15 protein-coding genes are annotated in these 14395 nt (G+C 73.2%); 7 read left to right on the top strand and 8 right to left on the bottom strand.

The features are described from left to right. Positions 1-66: 66 nt before the first annotated feature. The 4 genes from KUM32_RS02105 to KUM32_RS02090 form a co-directional block, all read right to left on the bottom strand. Positions 67-1416, bottom strand: coding sequence for a PP2C family protein-serine/threonine phosphatase (locus KUM32_RS02105; protein WP_217140022.1), 1350 nt, complete (start codon positions 1414-1416; stop codon positions 67-69). A gap of 271 nt (positions 1417-1687) precedes the next feature. Next, positions 1688-2707: a Gfo/Idh/MocA family protein gene (locus tag KUM32_RS02100; RefSeq protein ID WP_217140021.1), complete on the bottom strand. Its 1020-nt coding sequence runs from the start codon at positions 2705-2707 to the stop codon at positions 1688-1690. Positions 2708-2821: 114 nt separating this feature from the next. Next, entirely contained in the window at positions 2822-3916 is a 1095-nt protein-coding gene (locus KUM32_RS02095) for a chemotaxis protein (protein ID WP_217140020.1), read from the bottom strand. Between the two features lie 52 nt (positions 3917-3968). Beyond that, positions 3969-5582: an alpha/beta hydrolase gene (locus tag KUM32_RS02090; protein WP_217140019.1), complete on the bottom strand. Its 1614-nt coding sequence runs from the start codon at positions 5580-5582 to the stop codon at positions 3969-3971. A 259-nt stretch (positions 5583-5841) separates the two neighbouring features. Here KUM32_RS02090 and KUM32_RS02085 point away from each other — a divergent pair, with 259 nt between their 5' ends. Then, complete coding sequence (locus KUM32_RS02085) at positions 5842-6537, top strand: chaplin (protein ID WP_217140018.1); 696 nt, start codon at positions 5842-5844, stop codon at positions 6535-6537. A 156-nt stretch (positions 6538-6693) separates the two neighbouring features. Here the strand turns inward: KUM32_RS02085 and KUM32_RS02080 are convergent, their stop codons facing one another. Together KUM32_RS02080 and KUM32_RS02075 are read right to left on the bottom strand one after the other, a co-directional pair. Further along, entirely contained in the window at positions 6694-7179 is a 486-nt protein-coding gene (locus KUM32_RS02080) for a nucleoside deaminase (protein WP_217140017.1), read from the bottom strand. 182 nt (positions 7180-7361) lie between these two features. Then, positions 7362-7802, bottom strand: a complete 441-nt coding sequence (locus tag KUM32_RS02075) for an SPW repeat protein (protein ID WP_217140016.1) — start codon at positions 7800-7802, stop codon at positions 7362-7364. Between the two features lie 192 nt (positions 7803-7994). On the opposite strand from KUM32_RS02075, the gene KUM32_RS02070 reads away from it, so the two are divergent. From KUM32_RS02070 to KUM32_RS02045, 6 genes are all read left to right on the top strand, one after another. Then, a complete protein-coding gene (locus tag KUM32_RS02070; RefSeq protein WP_217140015.1) occupies positions 7995-8162 on the top strand; it encodes a hypothetical protein in 168 nt (55 codons plus the stop codon). Positions 8163-8612: 450 nt separating this feature from the next. After that, positions 8613-9179: an NAD(P)H-dependent oxidoreductase gene (locus KUM32_RS02065; protein ID WP_217140014.1), complete on the top strand. Its 567-nt coding sequence runs from the start codon at positions 8613-8615 to the stop codon at positions 9177-9179. Between the two features lie 339 nt (positions 9180-9518). Beyond that, positions 9519-10409, top strand: coding sequence for a glycoside hydrolase family 19 protein (locus KUM32_RS02060; protein WP_217140013.1), 891 nt, complete (start codon positions 9519-9521; stop codon positions 10407-10409). A gap of 31 nt (positions 10410-10440) precedes the next feature. Continuing rightward, positions 10441-11340, top strand: a complete 900-nt coding sequence (locus KUM32_RS02055) for an oxidoreductase (protein ID WP_217140012.1) — start codon at positions 10441-10443, stop codon at positions 11338-11340. 94 nt (positions 11341-11434) lie between these two features. Further along, positions 11435-11830, top strand: coding sequence for a VOC family protein (locus tag KUM32_RS02050; RefSeq protein WP_217140011.1), 396 nt, complete (start codon positions 11435-11437; stop codon positions 11828-11830). A gap of 44 nt (positions 11831-11874) precedes the next feature. Beyond that, positions 11875-12954, top strand: coding sequence for an adenosine deaminase (locus KUM32_RS02045; RefSeq protein ID WP_217140010.1), 1080 nt, complete (start codon positions 11875-11877; stop codon positions 12952-12954). Here the strand turns inward: KUM32_RS02045 and KUM32_RS02040 are convergent. Together KUM32_RS02040 and KUM32_RS02035 are read right to left on the bottom strand one after the other, a co-directional pair. Then, positions 12936-13451, bottom strand: coding sequence for a DUF664 domain-containing protein (locus KUM32_RS02040; RefSeq protein WP_217140009.1), 516 nt, complete (start codon positions 13449-13451; stop codon positions 12936-12938). The two genes, KUM32_RS02045 and KUM32_RS02040, sit on opposite strands and share 19 nt — an antisense overlap. A 42-nt stretch (positions 13452-13493) precedes the next feature. Continuing rightward, positions 13494-14378 carry a LysR substrate-binding domain-containing protein gene (locus KUM32_RS02035; protein ID WP_217140008.1) on the bottom strand — a complete coding sequence of 295 codons (885 nt, stop codon included), beginning with the start codon at positions 14376-14378 and terminating at the stop codon, positions 13494-13496. Positions 14379-14395 lie beyond the last annotated feature (17 nt).

Here is a 14395-nt window from a genome sequence, read left to right as displayed (position 1 = left end):
GGGCACTTTCCCCACGACACGGCCGTCCGCCACAACGGCACCGGCCGGCCACGGCGTCACCCCGCGCTACGACGTCACCCGGGCCATCAGCACGCAGGCGTCGTCCCGGTCACCGGACGTGCCGGGCGCACCGAGTCCCTCCGTCACGATCCGTACACCGTCCTGTGCCGAGCCCACCCCGGCCAGGCGGGGGGCCAGGGAGAGGAGGCGGTCCACCAAGGCGTCCGTGCCGTGCCCGGATCGGCCCGGCACGAGCCCGCCGGAGTACAGGAGCAGCAGGTCACCGACGTCGAGGGTCGCCTCGGCCTGCCCGTCCAGCCCGCGCCCCGTCCCGTTGCGGAACAGCAGCGGGGCGGGGTGCGAGGTGTACGCCCAGACCAAGGTGCGGGCGCCGGGCCGATAGCCGCAGCACACGGCGCCGCGCAGGGACGGCAGGGCTCCTTCCTCCATCAAGTGGGAGAGCTTCACCGGCAGTTGTGCCGGCCGGGTCCCTGCCACGGCCAGCCCGCGCAGCGCACCGATCAGCATCGCCGCGCCCTGCGCCGTGTCCGCGTCGGGTCCGGTGAGACCGCCGACGCCGAGCAGGGTCTCGTCGTCGGCGAGCGGGCAGGCGTCGTACCAGCAGGAGCACCGGGCCGCGCCGGCCGTCGACGGCAGGTAGCCGGCGGCCAGGTCCAGGCCCGGCCGCCCCCGGGACGGGAACCGCAGGAGGCCGTGCCAGGGGGGCAGCACGGCTTCCCGCGGTTCGACCGCGGCCCGTTGCCCACTGCGCGCGGCCGGTGGATGGCGTCGGAGCGAGTCACGGGTCTCGCTCACCACCCGCTGGCTGCGCCGCAGTTCGCTGACGTCCCGCAGGACCGCCCACATCGAGGCGGTACTGCCGTCGGCGTCGAGCACGGGCTCGCCCATCATGTGTACGGTCCGTAGGGCGCCGTCGGGGAGCACGACGCGGAACTCCCCGTCGATCGGCCGGGCGTCGACGAGGCAGCCCGTGACCATGGCGGTGAGCGTGGGCCGGTCCTCGGCGAGCACCAGGGACGGGAGTTCGTCCAGGCTGAGCGGGGCGGAGGCGGGATCGCGGCCGAGGATCCGGAAGAGTTCCCCGGACCACTCGGCCTCGTCCGTCAGCAGGTTCCACTCCGCGCTGCCGACCCGGCTGAGCAGCGAACCGGGCCGCGGGGCGGGGGCCGGGCCGTCCCGCAGTTGCGCCAGGTGCTCGTCCAGGTCGCTGAGCTGGTGCAGCGCCAGGTCGTAGAGCGCGCGCTGCCAGCGTCCGCGGGCGCCGTGGTCCTGGCTGTCCCGCCGCACCGCGTCCACATCGCCCCGCAGTCGCCGCGCCTGCGATATCAGGGCCTCGACCGCGCCGCGTCCTGACGGCTGGGCGGCGGGGTGGTCCGCGGAGAGAGGGGACGACATGACGCACTCCGATGTGCAGACGGTACGACCAAGGCGGGACGAGGCTGGCGGAAGGACCGTTACGACTGTTGCACAGCCCGCGACGCGCTGTAAGGGATTCGGCTACACACGTTACGGTGGTGCTCCTGGCATATGCCACCGTCTTCCCGGAGTGACGCCGGTGCGCGTGGCGCATACGCGTTCCGGTGGCCAAGTCGTAGCGCGGCTACGCCACTTGACGACTTCTGAGACCCGGCGGGGTCGTCGCACCGACGTTCGTGGGACGTCTGTTCTACGACGGGTTGTGGAGGACCGGCCGGGGCGCCAGGTCGACGGGGGTGCGGACGCCCGTCTCCAGGGCCCGGACGCCGGCCTCGGCGACCGCGGAGGCGGCGTACCCGTCCCAGGTGCCGGGCCCGGTGACCCGGCCCCGCCGGGTGGCGTCGACCCAGGACTGCACCTCGCGGTCATAGGCGTCCGCGAACCGTACGAGGTAGTCCTGCGGCACCTCCTCCCGGGCACCGCCCGCCGCGGTCACCACCATGGAGTGCGCCTGGCCGATCCGGGCGCTGCCCGCCTCGCAGACGGCCTCGCAGCGGACCTCGTAACCGAAGCCGCAGTTGACGAACACCTCGACGTCGACGACGGCGCCGCCCTCGGTCTCGAAGAGCACGAACTGCGGATCGGACAGCCCTTCGGGCGCGCCCGCGGACGGTCGCGGCCGGAGCACGGTCACCGCGGTCAGTTCCTGGCCCAGCAGCCAGCGGGCCGCGTCGATCTCGTGCGAGACGGAGCTGTTGACCAGCATCGCGGACGTGAAGTGCGCGGGGGAGGACACGTTGCGGTGGACGCAGTGCAGCATCAGCGGCCGGCCCAGCCGCCCGCCGTCCAGCAGGGACTTCAGCCGCCGGTACTCGGCGTCGTACCGCCGCATGAAACCGATCTGCGCCAGCCGCCGGCCGAGCCGTGCCTCCGCCTCCGCCACGCGGAGCGCGCCCGCGGAGTCCGGCACCATCGGCTTCTCGCACAGCACCGGCAGCCCGCGCGTGAAAGCGGCCAGCAGCGCCTCCTCGTGCGCCTCACCGGGCGAGGCGATCAGGACGGCCCCGACGCCCGGCGCGTCGAGCGCGGCCTCGACGTCCGTGTGCACCGCCGCCCCGTCGACACCGGCCACGGCCTCCTTCGCCCGCTCGGCGTCGGGGTCGGCCACGGCGGCGACCCTGGCACCGCTCACCACCCGGTCGAGGCGCCGTACGTGGTCGGCGCCCATGTGTCCCGCGCCCAGGACCGCCACACCCAGAAGTTCGCTCACGCTCCGCCGGTTCCTTCCCGTCCGCCGCGCACCCGCGAGGGCGGGTGCGTGTACCCCGGACAGGGTTTCACGGGCGTCAAGACGGGACGGTGTCCCGGCGGGCGGCGCCGTACGTCAGTACCGCAGCACTCCCGCGATGCCGTTCGCGTCCCCGAGCGCGCCGTCCGGCACGAAGCGGACGTCGGCGCCGGTCTCCAGGCACTGCTCGACGATCTCGTCCACGATGTCGTCGCGGGCGTCGAGGTCGCCGCTCTCCGCCGGGACCAGATGGTCACCGTCGTCGCGCATGGTCACCCGGAAGCCCTCCTCGACGGCGAGCAGCCGTACCCGGCCGGTGTGGGCGCTCTCCCACAACTCGTCGACACCGGCCGCGAAGTCCTTGCGCCCGCGGGCCGCGTCCAGCTCCTTGGCCAGTGCCTCCACGGAGCCACGGGCCTCGTCGGCGAGCACCGGTCGCACCGCCTGCCACACGGCCTCGGCGGTGCCGTGCGCGAGGCCACCGTGCGGGACCAGTACCGCTTTCGCGGCGAGTGCGCCGACTTCGTCGAACAGGGACAGCGCGGGTTCGGGGCCGGTGATGTACAGCGGCCGGGGATGCGTGCGCAGGACCCTGCCCATCGCGGCGTCGGCGTCACGCAGGAACCTGCGAGTGCCCTCGTCCCGGAAGGTGCTGGGCGCGTCACCGATCCGTTCCTGGCGTTCGGGGTCGAAGTCCTCCGAGGGCCGGTCGAGCGGAAAGCCCGCGACGCGTTCCTCGACGACCCGGCCCGCCCCGCCGCTCCACAGCGCGACGCGGTCGGCGGCGACCGACAGCACCCAGAACGGCCGCTCGGCGGCATGCGCGGCGACGAGGTTGCGGGTCAGGAAGGTGTCCGAGAGGACCACGCGCTCGGGGACGGAACGGGGGAGGGTCCACACCTGGTGCTCACCCGGGGCCGCGAAGATCGCCAGGCCGTCCTCGGCGTACGTCAGATCGACCTCGGCGAGGGCGCGGTCGAGTTCCCGGGCCACCTCCACGCGTCGTTCCCGGGTGACCGCCGGGTCGTCCTCCAGCTGTTTCTTGGCCTCGGCGACCACATTGCGCAGCCGGACCGAATCCTGGGCGTTGTCCGGTTCCCGGCGGTGCGTCGGCGTCAGCACGGACACGGCCGGATACGGCCGGGGGCGCCGCAGTTCGGCGAGGGTGGCGGGACTCAGTTCGTGCTCCATGTCAGCACGATAGGCGCGATGGGCATATCGGGCATTCGGAGCGGCCCGGCGCTCAGTGGCCGCCGGTTCCCCCGCCGTCGTTCCCGGGCCCGCAGGAACTGCCGTCGGGTGGCAGGGAGCCGTAGAGCAGGAAGTCGTCGACCTTGCGGTGCACGCACTCGGAGGACGCGTAGCCGGTGTGTCCGTCGCCCTTGTTGTCGAGGACCACGGCCGAGGGGCCGAGCCGCCCGGCGGTCTCCACGGTCCAGCGGTACGGCGTGGCGGGGTCGCCCCGGGTGCCGACCAGCAGCATCTTCGCGGTGTCGAGATCCTTCACGTCGTCGCGGATGTAGTCGGTGCCCTTGGGGCGGCCGTAGCACATCAGCACCTGGGTGAGCCGGTACCGGCCGAAGACCGCGGAGGCCTCCTCGTACCGCGCGCGCAGCCGCCCCAGGGACTGTGCGACCTGGTCGGCGGTGGGGCGGTCGGGGTCGTCCGCGCAGTTGATCGCCATCAGGGCGGCCGGCAGGTTGTCCATGGGAACGTCCTGGGGGTCGGTGAGGCCGCCGGCGCCCTCGCGGTCGTCCGCCTTCCCGGTCGCACGCACCGGGAAGGCGACACCGCCGGACACGAAGCCCTCCAGGCCGCTGGTTTCCCCGTCCTCCATCAGCTGCGCGAGCGCCCGCTCCAGCGCGGGCCACAGCTCACGGCTGTACAGCGCCTGACCGATGGCGCCCACCATGTCCTCTCCGGAGAAGGGCTCGCCGTAGCCCGTCGGCACCGGGTGGGCGTCGAGCGAGCCGACGAGCCGCACGACCTGGCGACGGGCGCTGCGGGCGTCCTGCCCGAACGGGCAGGTGACGTCCCGCACGCACCAGTCGAGGAAGTTGTCCAGCGCCGTCTGCTGCCCCCGCGCGCCGGCCAGCCCCTGCTCGGTCAGCGGTTCCGTCAGCGTGTCCACGCCGTCCAGGACCATCCGGCCGACCTTGTCGGGGAACTGGGCCGCGTAGACCGAGCCCAGCCGGGTTCCGTAGGAGAAGCCCAGGTAGTTGAGCCGGTCGTCGCCGAGCGCCTGGCGCATCACGTCCAGGTCCCGCGCCGCGTCGACCGTGCCGATGTGGTCCAGCACGGGGCCGGAGTGCCTCTCGCACTCGGCGGCCGCGTCCCGCAGGTGCCGGAGCACGTCCCGCGGGTCGGTGAGCTCCTCGTCCCCGTCCGTCGCCTCCACGATGTCCAGGGTGGCCGGGCCGCAGGTGACCGGCGAGGACCGGCCGACGCCGCGGGGATCGAAGGACACCACGTCGTAGCCGTTGGTCAGATGCATGAATTCCTTGCCGCCGGCGGAGAGCTCTCCGACACCGGAGGCGCCCGGCCCGCCGAAGTTCAGCAGCACGGAGCCCCGCGAGTCACCGGTCGCCCGGTACCGGGCGAGGGCCAGGTCGAGTGTTCCGGCCTCGGGCCGGTCGTAGTCGAGGGGCACGGTGAGCTTTCCGCACTGAAGGTCCTTCGGTACGTCCACGCCCTCGCACGTCGACCATGTGATCTTCTGGTCGTAGAACCGGGAAAGGCCGGGGTCGGCGTCGTCCGCCGTCGCGGCGGGCAGCCCCGCGCCCAGCAGGGCCAGTCCCAGCGCCCCGGTCACCGCGCAGCGCCGGACCGAGGACCGAGTCGACAGCTTGGCCAGCATCGATGCCTCCAGGACGCCCCGTCGCGGACCGGTGTTCGGCGCCCTCGCTCACCATAAGCGGGCCTCGGACGCGCCGCCTCCGGGCACGGTTCCCGGCCTCGCGGGGGGCTCGGCGTCCGTCCGGACGCCTTGCCGCTCGTTCGACACACCGGCCACTCGATGGAGTGAAAGACCGATAAGCCATAACTCGGATGGTGGGCCCGCGTTTTAACCGGTGCGGGCGAGCGCCCGTGACCATGTCTGGAAGGCAGGGAACCTCATGAGAAGGGTTACCCGAAACGGTGTGTTCGCTGTCGCCGCCTCCGGCGCGCTGGCCGTGACCATGCCGGCGTACGCGGCGTTCGCGTCCGGCGGGGCCACCGCGGACGGCGCTGCGGCCGGCTCGCCCGGGGTGCTCTCGGGCAACACCGTCCAGCTCCCGGTGGACGTTCCGGTGAACGTGTGCGGGAACACGGCGAACGTGGTCGGAGCCCTCAACCCGGCAGCGGGCAACAACTGCGCCAACACCGAGGGCTCCGCCGCGGCGGGCCGGCGGGCGGGTGCCGCCACCGGCACGTCCGGCGGCGCCGTCGCCGAGGGCGGGCAGAAGGACGCGCCGGGCGTGCTCTCCGGCAACGGCGTACAGGTGCCGGTCCACGTCCCGGTGAACGTGAGCGGCAACAGCGTGAACGTGGTCGGCGTCGGCAACGCGGCCACCGGCAACGCCTCGGCGAACACCTCCGGCGACGACGTCGACGAGCCGCGGCGTCCCGAAGAACCGGCGCCGACGCCCGCCCCGCCCGTCGAGGAGCGCGCGCAGCCGGGTCCGTCCGTGTCCACGGCCCCACCGCGGACCGTCGGTTCGCTCGCGCACACGGGTGCCGAGGCGGCCCTGCCGACCCTCGCGGGCGGCGCCGCGCTCGTCCTGGGCGGTGCCGTGCTCTACCGGCGCTTCCGTCCGCGCGCGGAAGCCTGATCCCGGCGCCCGGGCCCCGCCGGTGAGTGGCCGGCGGGGACGGCGTGTCCGTACGCCCCACCGGGAGCCGGGAGCCGGGAGCCGGGAGCCGGGAGCCGGGCCGGGGCCGTGTGCCGAGGCCGGAACCGAGCCGCCCAGCCGTCGCCGGTGACCGTGTCAGGCGCGCGCCGTGTGGAAGCGGTGGTGCAGCGCCCGGATCTCCTCCGTCAGCTCGGGCACCGGGCCCTCCACCGCCACGCCGGGCGCGATCTCGCCGATCGGCAGCGTGCGCACGGGCGGTGCGGGTACGCCCAACTCGGCCAGCCAGCCGCCGAGTTGCTCGGACGACGCGACGTACACGATGCGCCCGAGGCCCACCCAGGCGTGGGCGGCGGCGCACATCGGGCAGTGCTCGCCGGACGTGTACACGGTGGCGGCGGCCCGCTCCTCCGGGGTGAGGTGGGCGGCGGACCAGCGCGCGAGCTCGAACTCGGGGTGCCGCGTGCGGTCGCCGGAGGCCACCCGGTTGTGGTCCTCGGCCAGCACGGTGCCGTCAGCGCCCACCAGGACCGACCCGAACGGCTCGTCGCCGGCCTCCAGCGCCTCGGCCGCCAGCTCCACGCAGCGGCGCAGGTGCTGTAGTTCGGCGTCCTTCACGACCATGGCGTACGGCCCTCCTCGACGAGTTCGTTCCCACCGGCAGCCTACGCTCCGGGGAGTTCCGCCATGACCACTCGGCGGCGAGCCGGGATCCGGTCGGCACGGCCGCGAGGCCGGCCCCGCGGGCGCGTGAGAGGGCCGGCCCGGGGAGGCGGACCGGCCCGTGGTGCTCCCTTCGGGTGTGCCTAGTGCCTGGGGGCGCTCCTCGCCGCCGTACCGGCGCAGACCATGCCCAGGACGAGGGCCAGGGCGCCGATGACGATGTTGTTCCAGATGACGCCGGCGTCCGGGCTCGTGCCGACGATCCACGGCGAGATGATCATCCACACGCCCATCGCGCACATGGCCCAGCTGAGGCCGTACATGCGTTCGGGGGCACGGGTGAATCCGAGGGCCAGCAGACCGATGGCGATTCCCACGATCAGGTTGTGGGCCACGAGCGAGGGCTGGCTGGTGGTGAAGTGGAGTATCCACGGGGACACGGCACAGTAGAGGCCGAGCAGGAACACCGGCCCGTCCACGAGTGCCACGTCCCGGCCACCGAGCATGCGGGCGTAGCGCGCCTGCATTTCCGGAGCGTCGGGGTGGCTGGTGATGTCACCTCTGGTGTGCGAGACGTTGGCCATGAGTCGTCTCCTTTGACTTGCCGGGCCGACCGCCTCCGAGGCGGTGTGCGGTAGCGCCGCATATACCCATTCTGCCCTTATTTGGTCCTTATGTGTAGTGGTGGGCGGCCCGTGCATGCGCACGCGGACCGCGGGCAGACGCGGGGGTACGGATCACGGATCGGAGCGGCGGACGGCGGAGGTGGCGCGGCCATGGGCGCGAAGGTGTTGGAGCGGTTCCCCGCGGGGTCGCCGCGTGGGTCGTGGCCGGCGGAGGAGTACGCGGCTCGCCGTCGTGCCGAGGGCGAGCCCGCGACCGTCGTCATGGACCTGGAGACGGACGCCTTCCTGGTGGTCGTCCCGGCCCGCGACGAGGACTGACAGCGCCCCGGGCGCGGGCGCGTGGGCGCCGCACGCCCCCGGGCTTTGGCACACCCGTGTGCATTCGGGGCCTGTCGTTCGAGACCGCCCCCGGTTCTCCTTGACCGTGTTCGAACGCGGCTGCCGCGATCGACGGCATGACAACGGGACAGGGCCTCACGCGGCGACGCCACGTCGATCTCGCGCGTGCCTCCGGCGCCTCGTGTCGCGCCGTGGCCTGGTTCCGCCGAGCCGCCACCACCGCGCCCCTCTCGCGCCCGACGGTTCCGGCACGCCCGTGCGCGCGAGGGGCCGCGCCCGTCCGAACCCGGCGACCGCGCAAGCCCGTTGGATCCGCCGTTCCCGGTGTCCCGTCGAGGCGCCGGGGCGCCGAGGTCCGGGCGCACGCCCGCGCGGCACGGGCGGACCGGCCGGCGGGCGCCGCGCCCCGCCTTCCCGAAAAGTGGACCCATGGCCACCGTCCTGTCCGTCTCCGGCAGCCCCTCCGCCGCCTCCCGCACCAGCCGGCTGCTGCGCCGCCCCGACGACCGGCCGGCCGCACAGGGGCACGAGGTGATCCCTCTCGGTGTGCGCACCCTGCCTGTCGAGGCCCTGCTCGGCGCGGGCGTCGGACACCCCGCGATCGTCGAGGCCGTCGCGCTGTTCGCCCGGGCCGACGGCGTCGTCGTCGGAACCCCCGTCCACAAGGCGTCCTGCTCCGGTGTCCGCAAGGCGCTCCTCGCCCTCCTCCCGCAGTACACCCCCACCGGCAAGACCGGGCTGCCGCTCGCCACCGGCGGTTCCACCGCGCACGTCTCGGCCATCGGCTACGCGCTCCGTCCGGTGCTGGACCCCATGGGCGCGGCGTACATCGTGCAGGGCCGGTTCACCCCCGACCGGGACATCACGGCACACGAGGACGGCGCGCTCACCGTCGCCCCGGGCGCCGCGGCGGCCCCCGCCCACGTGGCCGACCGGTTCTCGACGGCCCTGGGCGGCGCACGCGCCCACGGTCCGGTCCTGGCCACGACGGGCTGAGCGCCGACGCCCGTCCCTGGTCGGGGCCCGCCCCTCCCGGTTCTCCGGCCACCTCCTCCGGGTGCCCTCGGCCGCCTACGGTGGCCCTCGGCCTCATCCGACGGCCCTCGGTCCCAGCAGGGACAGCCGACCGCCCCGGCCCGACCGGCGGGGAACCGCCTGAAGTTGAACTGGTCTACACCCTTGACTGGTACATACCAACGCGGTTGAGTGTGCTCACACCCCCCACCACGGCCGCCCCCCACGCCGTGGCCGGTCGCACCGGCACGTGCGCACAAGGCTCCGCTCCGCCCTGCCCTTGGACGGGAGCGGCCGTGCTCCGTCGAAGGAGGCAGACCTGTGTCGAGGCGCCGTATATCCGCCGTGGTGACCGCACTCGCCCTCGCGGGAGCCGTGCCCGCGTTCCTGCCCGCCGCCGAGGCGTCCGCCGCCGCGTGTTCGAGCTACCCGAGCTGGACGGCGGGCAAGTCCTACAACGCCGGTGACATCGTCCGCTACACGGACGGCAAGGCCTACATCGCCGAGCACGCGAACCCGGGCTACGACCCGGTCATCAGCACCTGGTACTGGGAGCCGTACGCCTGCGACGGCGGCCCGCAGACACCGGTCGGCAACTTCGTGGTGACGGAGGCCCAGTTCAACCAGATGTTCCCGGGCCGGAACCCCTTCTACACCTACGGCGGCCTGACCGCCGCGCTCAGCGCCTACCCCGGCTTCGCCACCACCGGCAGCGACACCACCAGGAAGCAGGAGGCGGCGGCCTTCCTCGCCAACGTCGGCCACGAGACCGGCGGACTGGTGCACGTCGTCGAGCAGGACACCGCCAACTACCCGCACTACTGCGACTGGAGCAAGCCCTACGGCTGTCCGGCCGGTCAGGCGGCCTACTACGGGCGCGGACCGATCCAGCTCAGCTGGAACTACAACTACAAGGCGGCGGGCGACGCGCTCGGTATCGACCTGCTGAACAACCCCTGGCTGGTGCAGAACGACGCGGCCGTCGCCTGGAAGACCGCCCTGTGGTACTGGAACACGCAGTCGGGACCGGGCAGCATGACCCCGCACAAGGCCATGGTCGACGGAGCCGGCTTCGGCCAGACGATCCGCTCCATCAACGGCTCCATGGAGTGCGACGGCAGGAACCCCGCCCAGGTCCAGAGCCGCGTCACCAAGTACCAGCAGTTCAGCCAGATCCTCGGTGTCTCCCCGGGCGGCAACCTCTACTGCTGACCTCCGGCCGGGGGTGTGCGAGACTCCGCCGATGACCTCGGGAACGATCACCGCGGAGTCCTCGGGCACCTGGCACCTCGGCGACCTGCCCGTCCGTCGTCTCGGCTTCGGCGCGATGCGGCTGACGGGCAGCGCCGCCTTCCACCTCGGCACGCCGAGCGATCGCGAGCGTTCCCTCGCCGTGCTGCGCCGGGCGGTCGGACTCGGCGTCAACCACATCGACACCGCCGCCTTCTACTTCTCGTCCCTGCGCTCCGCCAACGAGCTGATCAACAGCGCGCTCGCGCCGTACCCCGACGACCTCGTGATCGTCACCAAGGTCGGCCCGTACCGCGACTGGTCGGGCGAGTGGGGCACCTCCGCCCGGCCCGAGGACCTGCGCGCCCACGTCGAGGAGAACCTGCGCCAGCTCGGCCGCGACCACCTCGACGTCGTCAACCTCCGCCGCATGCGGCAGGACTCGATCGCCGAACACTTCGGCGCCCTCGCGGAACTGCGCGAGGCCGGCCTGATCCGCCACCTCGGCCTCTCCGACGTCGAGCCCCGCCACCTCGCCGAGGCCCAGGCCATCGCGCCCGTGGTCTGTGTCCAGAACCGCTACGGCCTCGGCTTCCACGACCCCGCCACCGACGAGCTCCTCGCCCTGTGCCGTGAGCACGGCATCGCCTTCGTGCCGTTCTACGCCGTCGCCGGCGAGGCCGGACCCCGGGGCGCCGGCACCGCCCACGACGACGAGGTCCGCGCCGTCGCCCGGGCCCACGGCGCGAGCCCCGCCCAGGTCCGGATCGCCTGGACCCTGCACCAGGGTCCGAACGTCCTCGCCATCCCGGGCACCGGCGACCCCGGTCACCTCGTCGAGAACGTGGCCGCGGGCGCCCTGCGCCTCACCGCCGGGGAAGTGGCGCGGCTCGACCGCGCCAGGACGGGCTGACCCGCGCGGCGCCGGTGGGCGGGGAACTTGGCCTCCACGAGTTTTACGTATAACCTCTCCCGTCAATCGTCCCCGCCCGACCTGAAAGGGCCCGATGAAACGCATCGCCCTGGTCGCCCTCGTCGTCGACGACTACGACGAGGCGATCCGCTTCTACACCGAGGCCCTAGGTTTCCGCCTGGCCGAGGACACGCCCCGCCCCGACGGCTCGCGCTGGGTCGTCGTCGAGCCCGGTGCCCCGGCGCAGGGCACCGCCCTGCTGCTGGCCCGCGCCAAGGACGAGGCGCAGCGCTCCCGGATCGGCGACCAGACGGGCGGGCGCGTCGGGTTCTTCCTCCACACCGACGACTTCGCCCGTGACCACGCCCGTATGGAGGCCGCGGGCGTGACCTTCCTGGAGGAGCCGCGGCACGAGCCCTACGGCTCGGTCGCCGTCTTCCAGGACCTGTACGGCAACCGCTGGGACCTGCTCCAGCCCGCCTCCTCCTGACCCGCCCCGGACTCCGCACCCCATCCGCCGAGGAACGCCCGCACATGTCATCCACGCGCACAGACGCCGATACCCTCCGCCGCCTTCCCAAGGCGGTACTGCACGACCACCTCGACGGCGGCCTGCGCCCCGAGACCGTGGTGGAGCTGGCCGAGTCGGTCGGCCACGCCCTGCCCACCACCGATCCCGACGAGCTGGCCGCCTGGTACTACGAGGCCGCCAACTCCGGTGACCTGGTGCGCTACATAGCCACCTTCGAGCACACCCTCGCCGTGCTGCAGAACCGCGAGGGTCTGCTGCGCGCCGCCGAGGAGTACGTCCTCGACCTGGCCGCGGACGGTGTCGTCTACGGCGAGGTCCGCTACGCCCCTGAGCTGATGACCGGCGGCGGTCTGACCCTCGCCGAAGTCGTCGAGACCGTCCAGGAGGGCCTGGCGGCCGGCATGGCCAGGGTGGCGGCAGCGGGCACTCCGGTCCGCGTCGGCACCCTGCTGTGCGGGATGCGGATGTTCGACCGCACCCGTGCCACCGCCGACCTCGCGGTGGCCTTCCGCGACGCCGGTGTCGTCGGCTTCGACATCGCGGGCGCCGAGGACGGTTTCCCGCCCGCCGACCACCTGGACACCTTCGCGTACCTGCGCCGCGAGAACATGCCGTTCACCATCCACGCGGGCGAGGCGCACGGGCTGCCCAGCATCCACCAGGCCCTCCAGGTGTGCGGCGCCCAGCGCATCGGCCACGGCGTGCGCATCACCGACGACATCCCCGACCTCGCGGCCGGCAAGCTCGGCCGCCTGGCCGGCTGGATCCGCGACCGCCGCATCGCCCTGGAGATGTGCCCGACCTCCAACCTCCAGACCGGCGCCGCCACCTCGATCGCCGAGCACCCGATCACCGCGCTCAAGGACCTCGGCTTCCGCGTCACCCTCAACACCGACAACCGCCTGGTCTCCGGCACGACGATGACCCGGGAGATGTCCCTCCTCGTCGAGCAGGCGGGCTGGACCGTGGAGGACCTGCGCACGGTCACGGTGAACGCCCTCAAGAGCGCCTTCGTCCCGTTCGACGAGCGCAACGCCCTGATCGAGGACGTGGTCCTGCCGGGTTACGCGGCGGTGCTCTGAAGGAGCCCGCGCACATAGGCGGCCTGTCCGACGTGCTGGAGATCGTCGGACAGGACGCTGACCAGTCGCACGCCGAGCGTGACCGGCGGATCCCAGTTGTCGTCCACGACCCGTTCCAGGTCCTTCGCGGCCAGGGAGCGCAGGGCCCCGAGCGTCTGCTCGTGCACGGCGTCGTGGTAGCCGCTCAGCAGGCCGGCCGAGTCGACCCGCACCTTCGCGACCTCCGCGGAGCCGTGGCCGTAGCCGGTGTCGTGGCGCGCCAGGCCGAGTCCGAAGCGCTTCTCCCAGTCCTGGGCCAGCCACACCTGGTCCAGCCCGAAGGCGTCCGCGATGTGGTCGTCCTGGACCCGGGTGAGGTGCCACAGGAGCCAGCTGATGGAGTTGGCGTCGTCGGCGGGGCGGGCGTTCAGGTCGTCGGGGTCCAGACCCTCGACGACGGCGTGGACTTCTTCCTGGATACGGCCGTAGCCCTCGATGAGGATGTCCTTCGCGTGCATACCTCCACCATCGCGCAGTCCGCCCTGTCGCGCAGTACGCCCTCAGGCGCTCCCCGGTCCGAGCAGCCCCGTCAACGCCCGCGCCGCCGGACTGGTGGCCCCCGCGGGCGGCAGTAGCGCGATGGTCTCGTACTGCGTCTCGCCTGAGTCCTTCAGCGGCAGCGAGGTCAGGGAGGCCCGCTTGTGCCGGAAGTGCCGGGGCACGACCGCGATGCCGAGGTTCTCGTCGATCAGGTCGAGCAGGCCGTGCACGTCGTTCACCTCCAGCGGGACGGTCCGTCGCACGCCGGCCGCGGCGAAGACGGCGTCGGTGACACGGCGCGGACCCCAGTCGGGGTGGAAGTCGACGAAGACCTCGTCGGCGAGGTCGTGCGGGGTGAGTACGGCGCCGTCCGCCGCGAGCCGGTGGTCGGGGTGGCACAGCACCGTCATCGGCTCGCCGGCCAGCGAGACCGAGCGCAACTGGTCGGTGTCCGCCTGCGTCCGATAGGCGAAGGCCAGATCCAGCCGCCCGGCCGCGACCTCCTCGGCCAGCTCGCCCGAGCCCGCCTGACGCAACCGGATCTCCACGTCCGGATGCCGGTGCCGGAACGCGGCCAGCAGCCCCGCCACCGGCACCCCGGCGATGCACTGCTCCGTGCCCAGGGACAGGGTGCCGCGCAACACGCCCTGCACGGCGGCGACCGCCTCGTGCGCCGACCGTACCTGTGCGAGGATCCGCCGTGCCTCGCCCAGCAGCGCCCGCCCGGCCTCCGTCAGCGTCACCCGGCGGGTCGTGCGCACGAACAGCGGCGACTGCAACTCCCGCTCCAGCGCCCGGATGGACGCCGAGAGGCCCGACTGGGAAACCAGCAGCCGTTCCGCCGCGCGGGTGAAGTGCCGGTCCTCGGCGACCGCCACGAAGTGCTGGAGCTGGCGCAGTTCCATGATTGAGAAGCGTAACC

The organism is Streptomyces sp. AC627_RSS907 (assembly GCF_019049165.1).
This window is presented reverse-complemented; position numbering and strand designations above follow the sequence as displayed.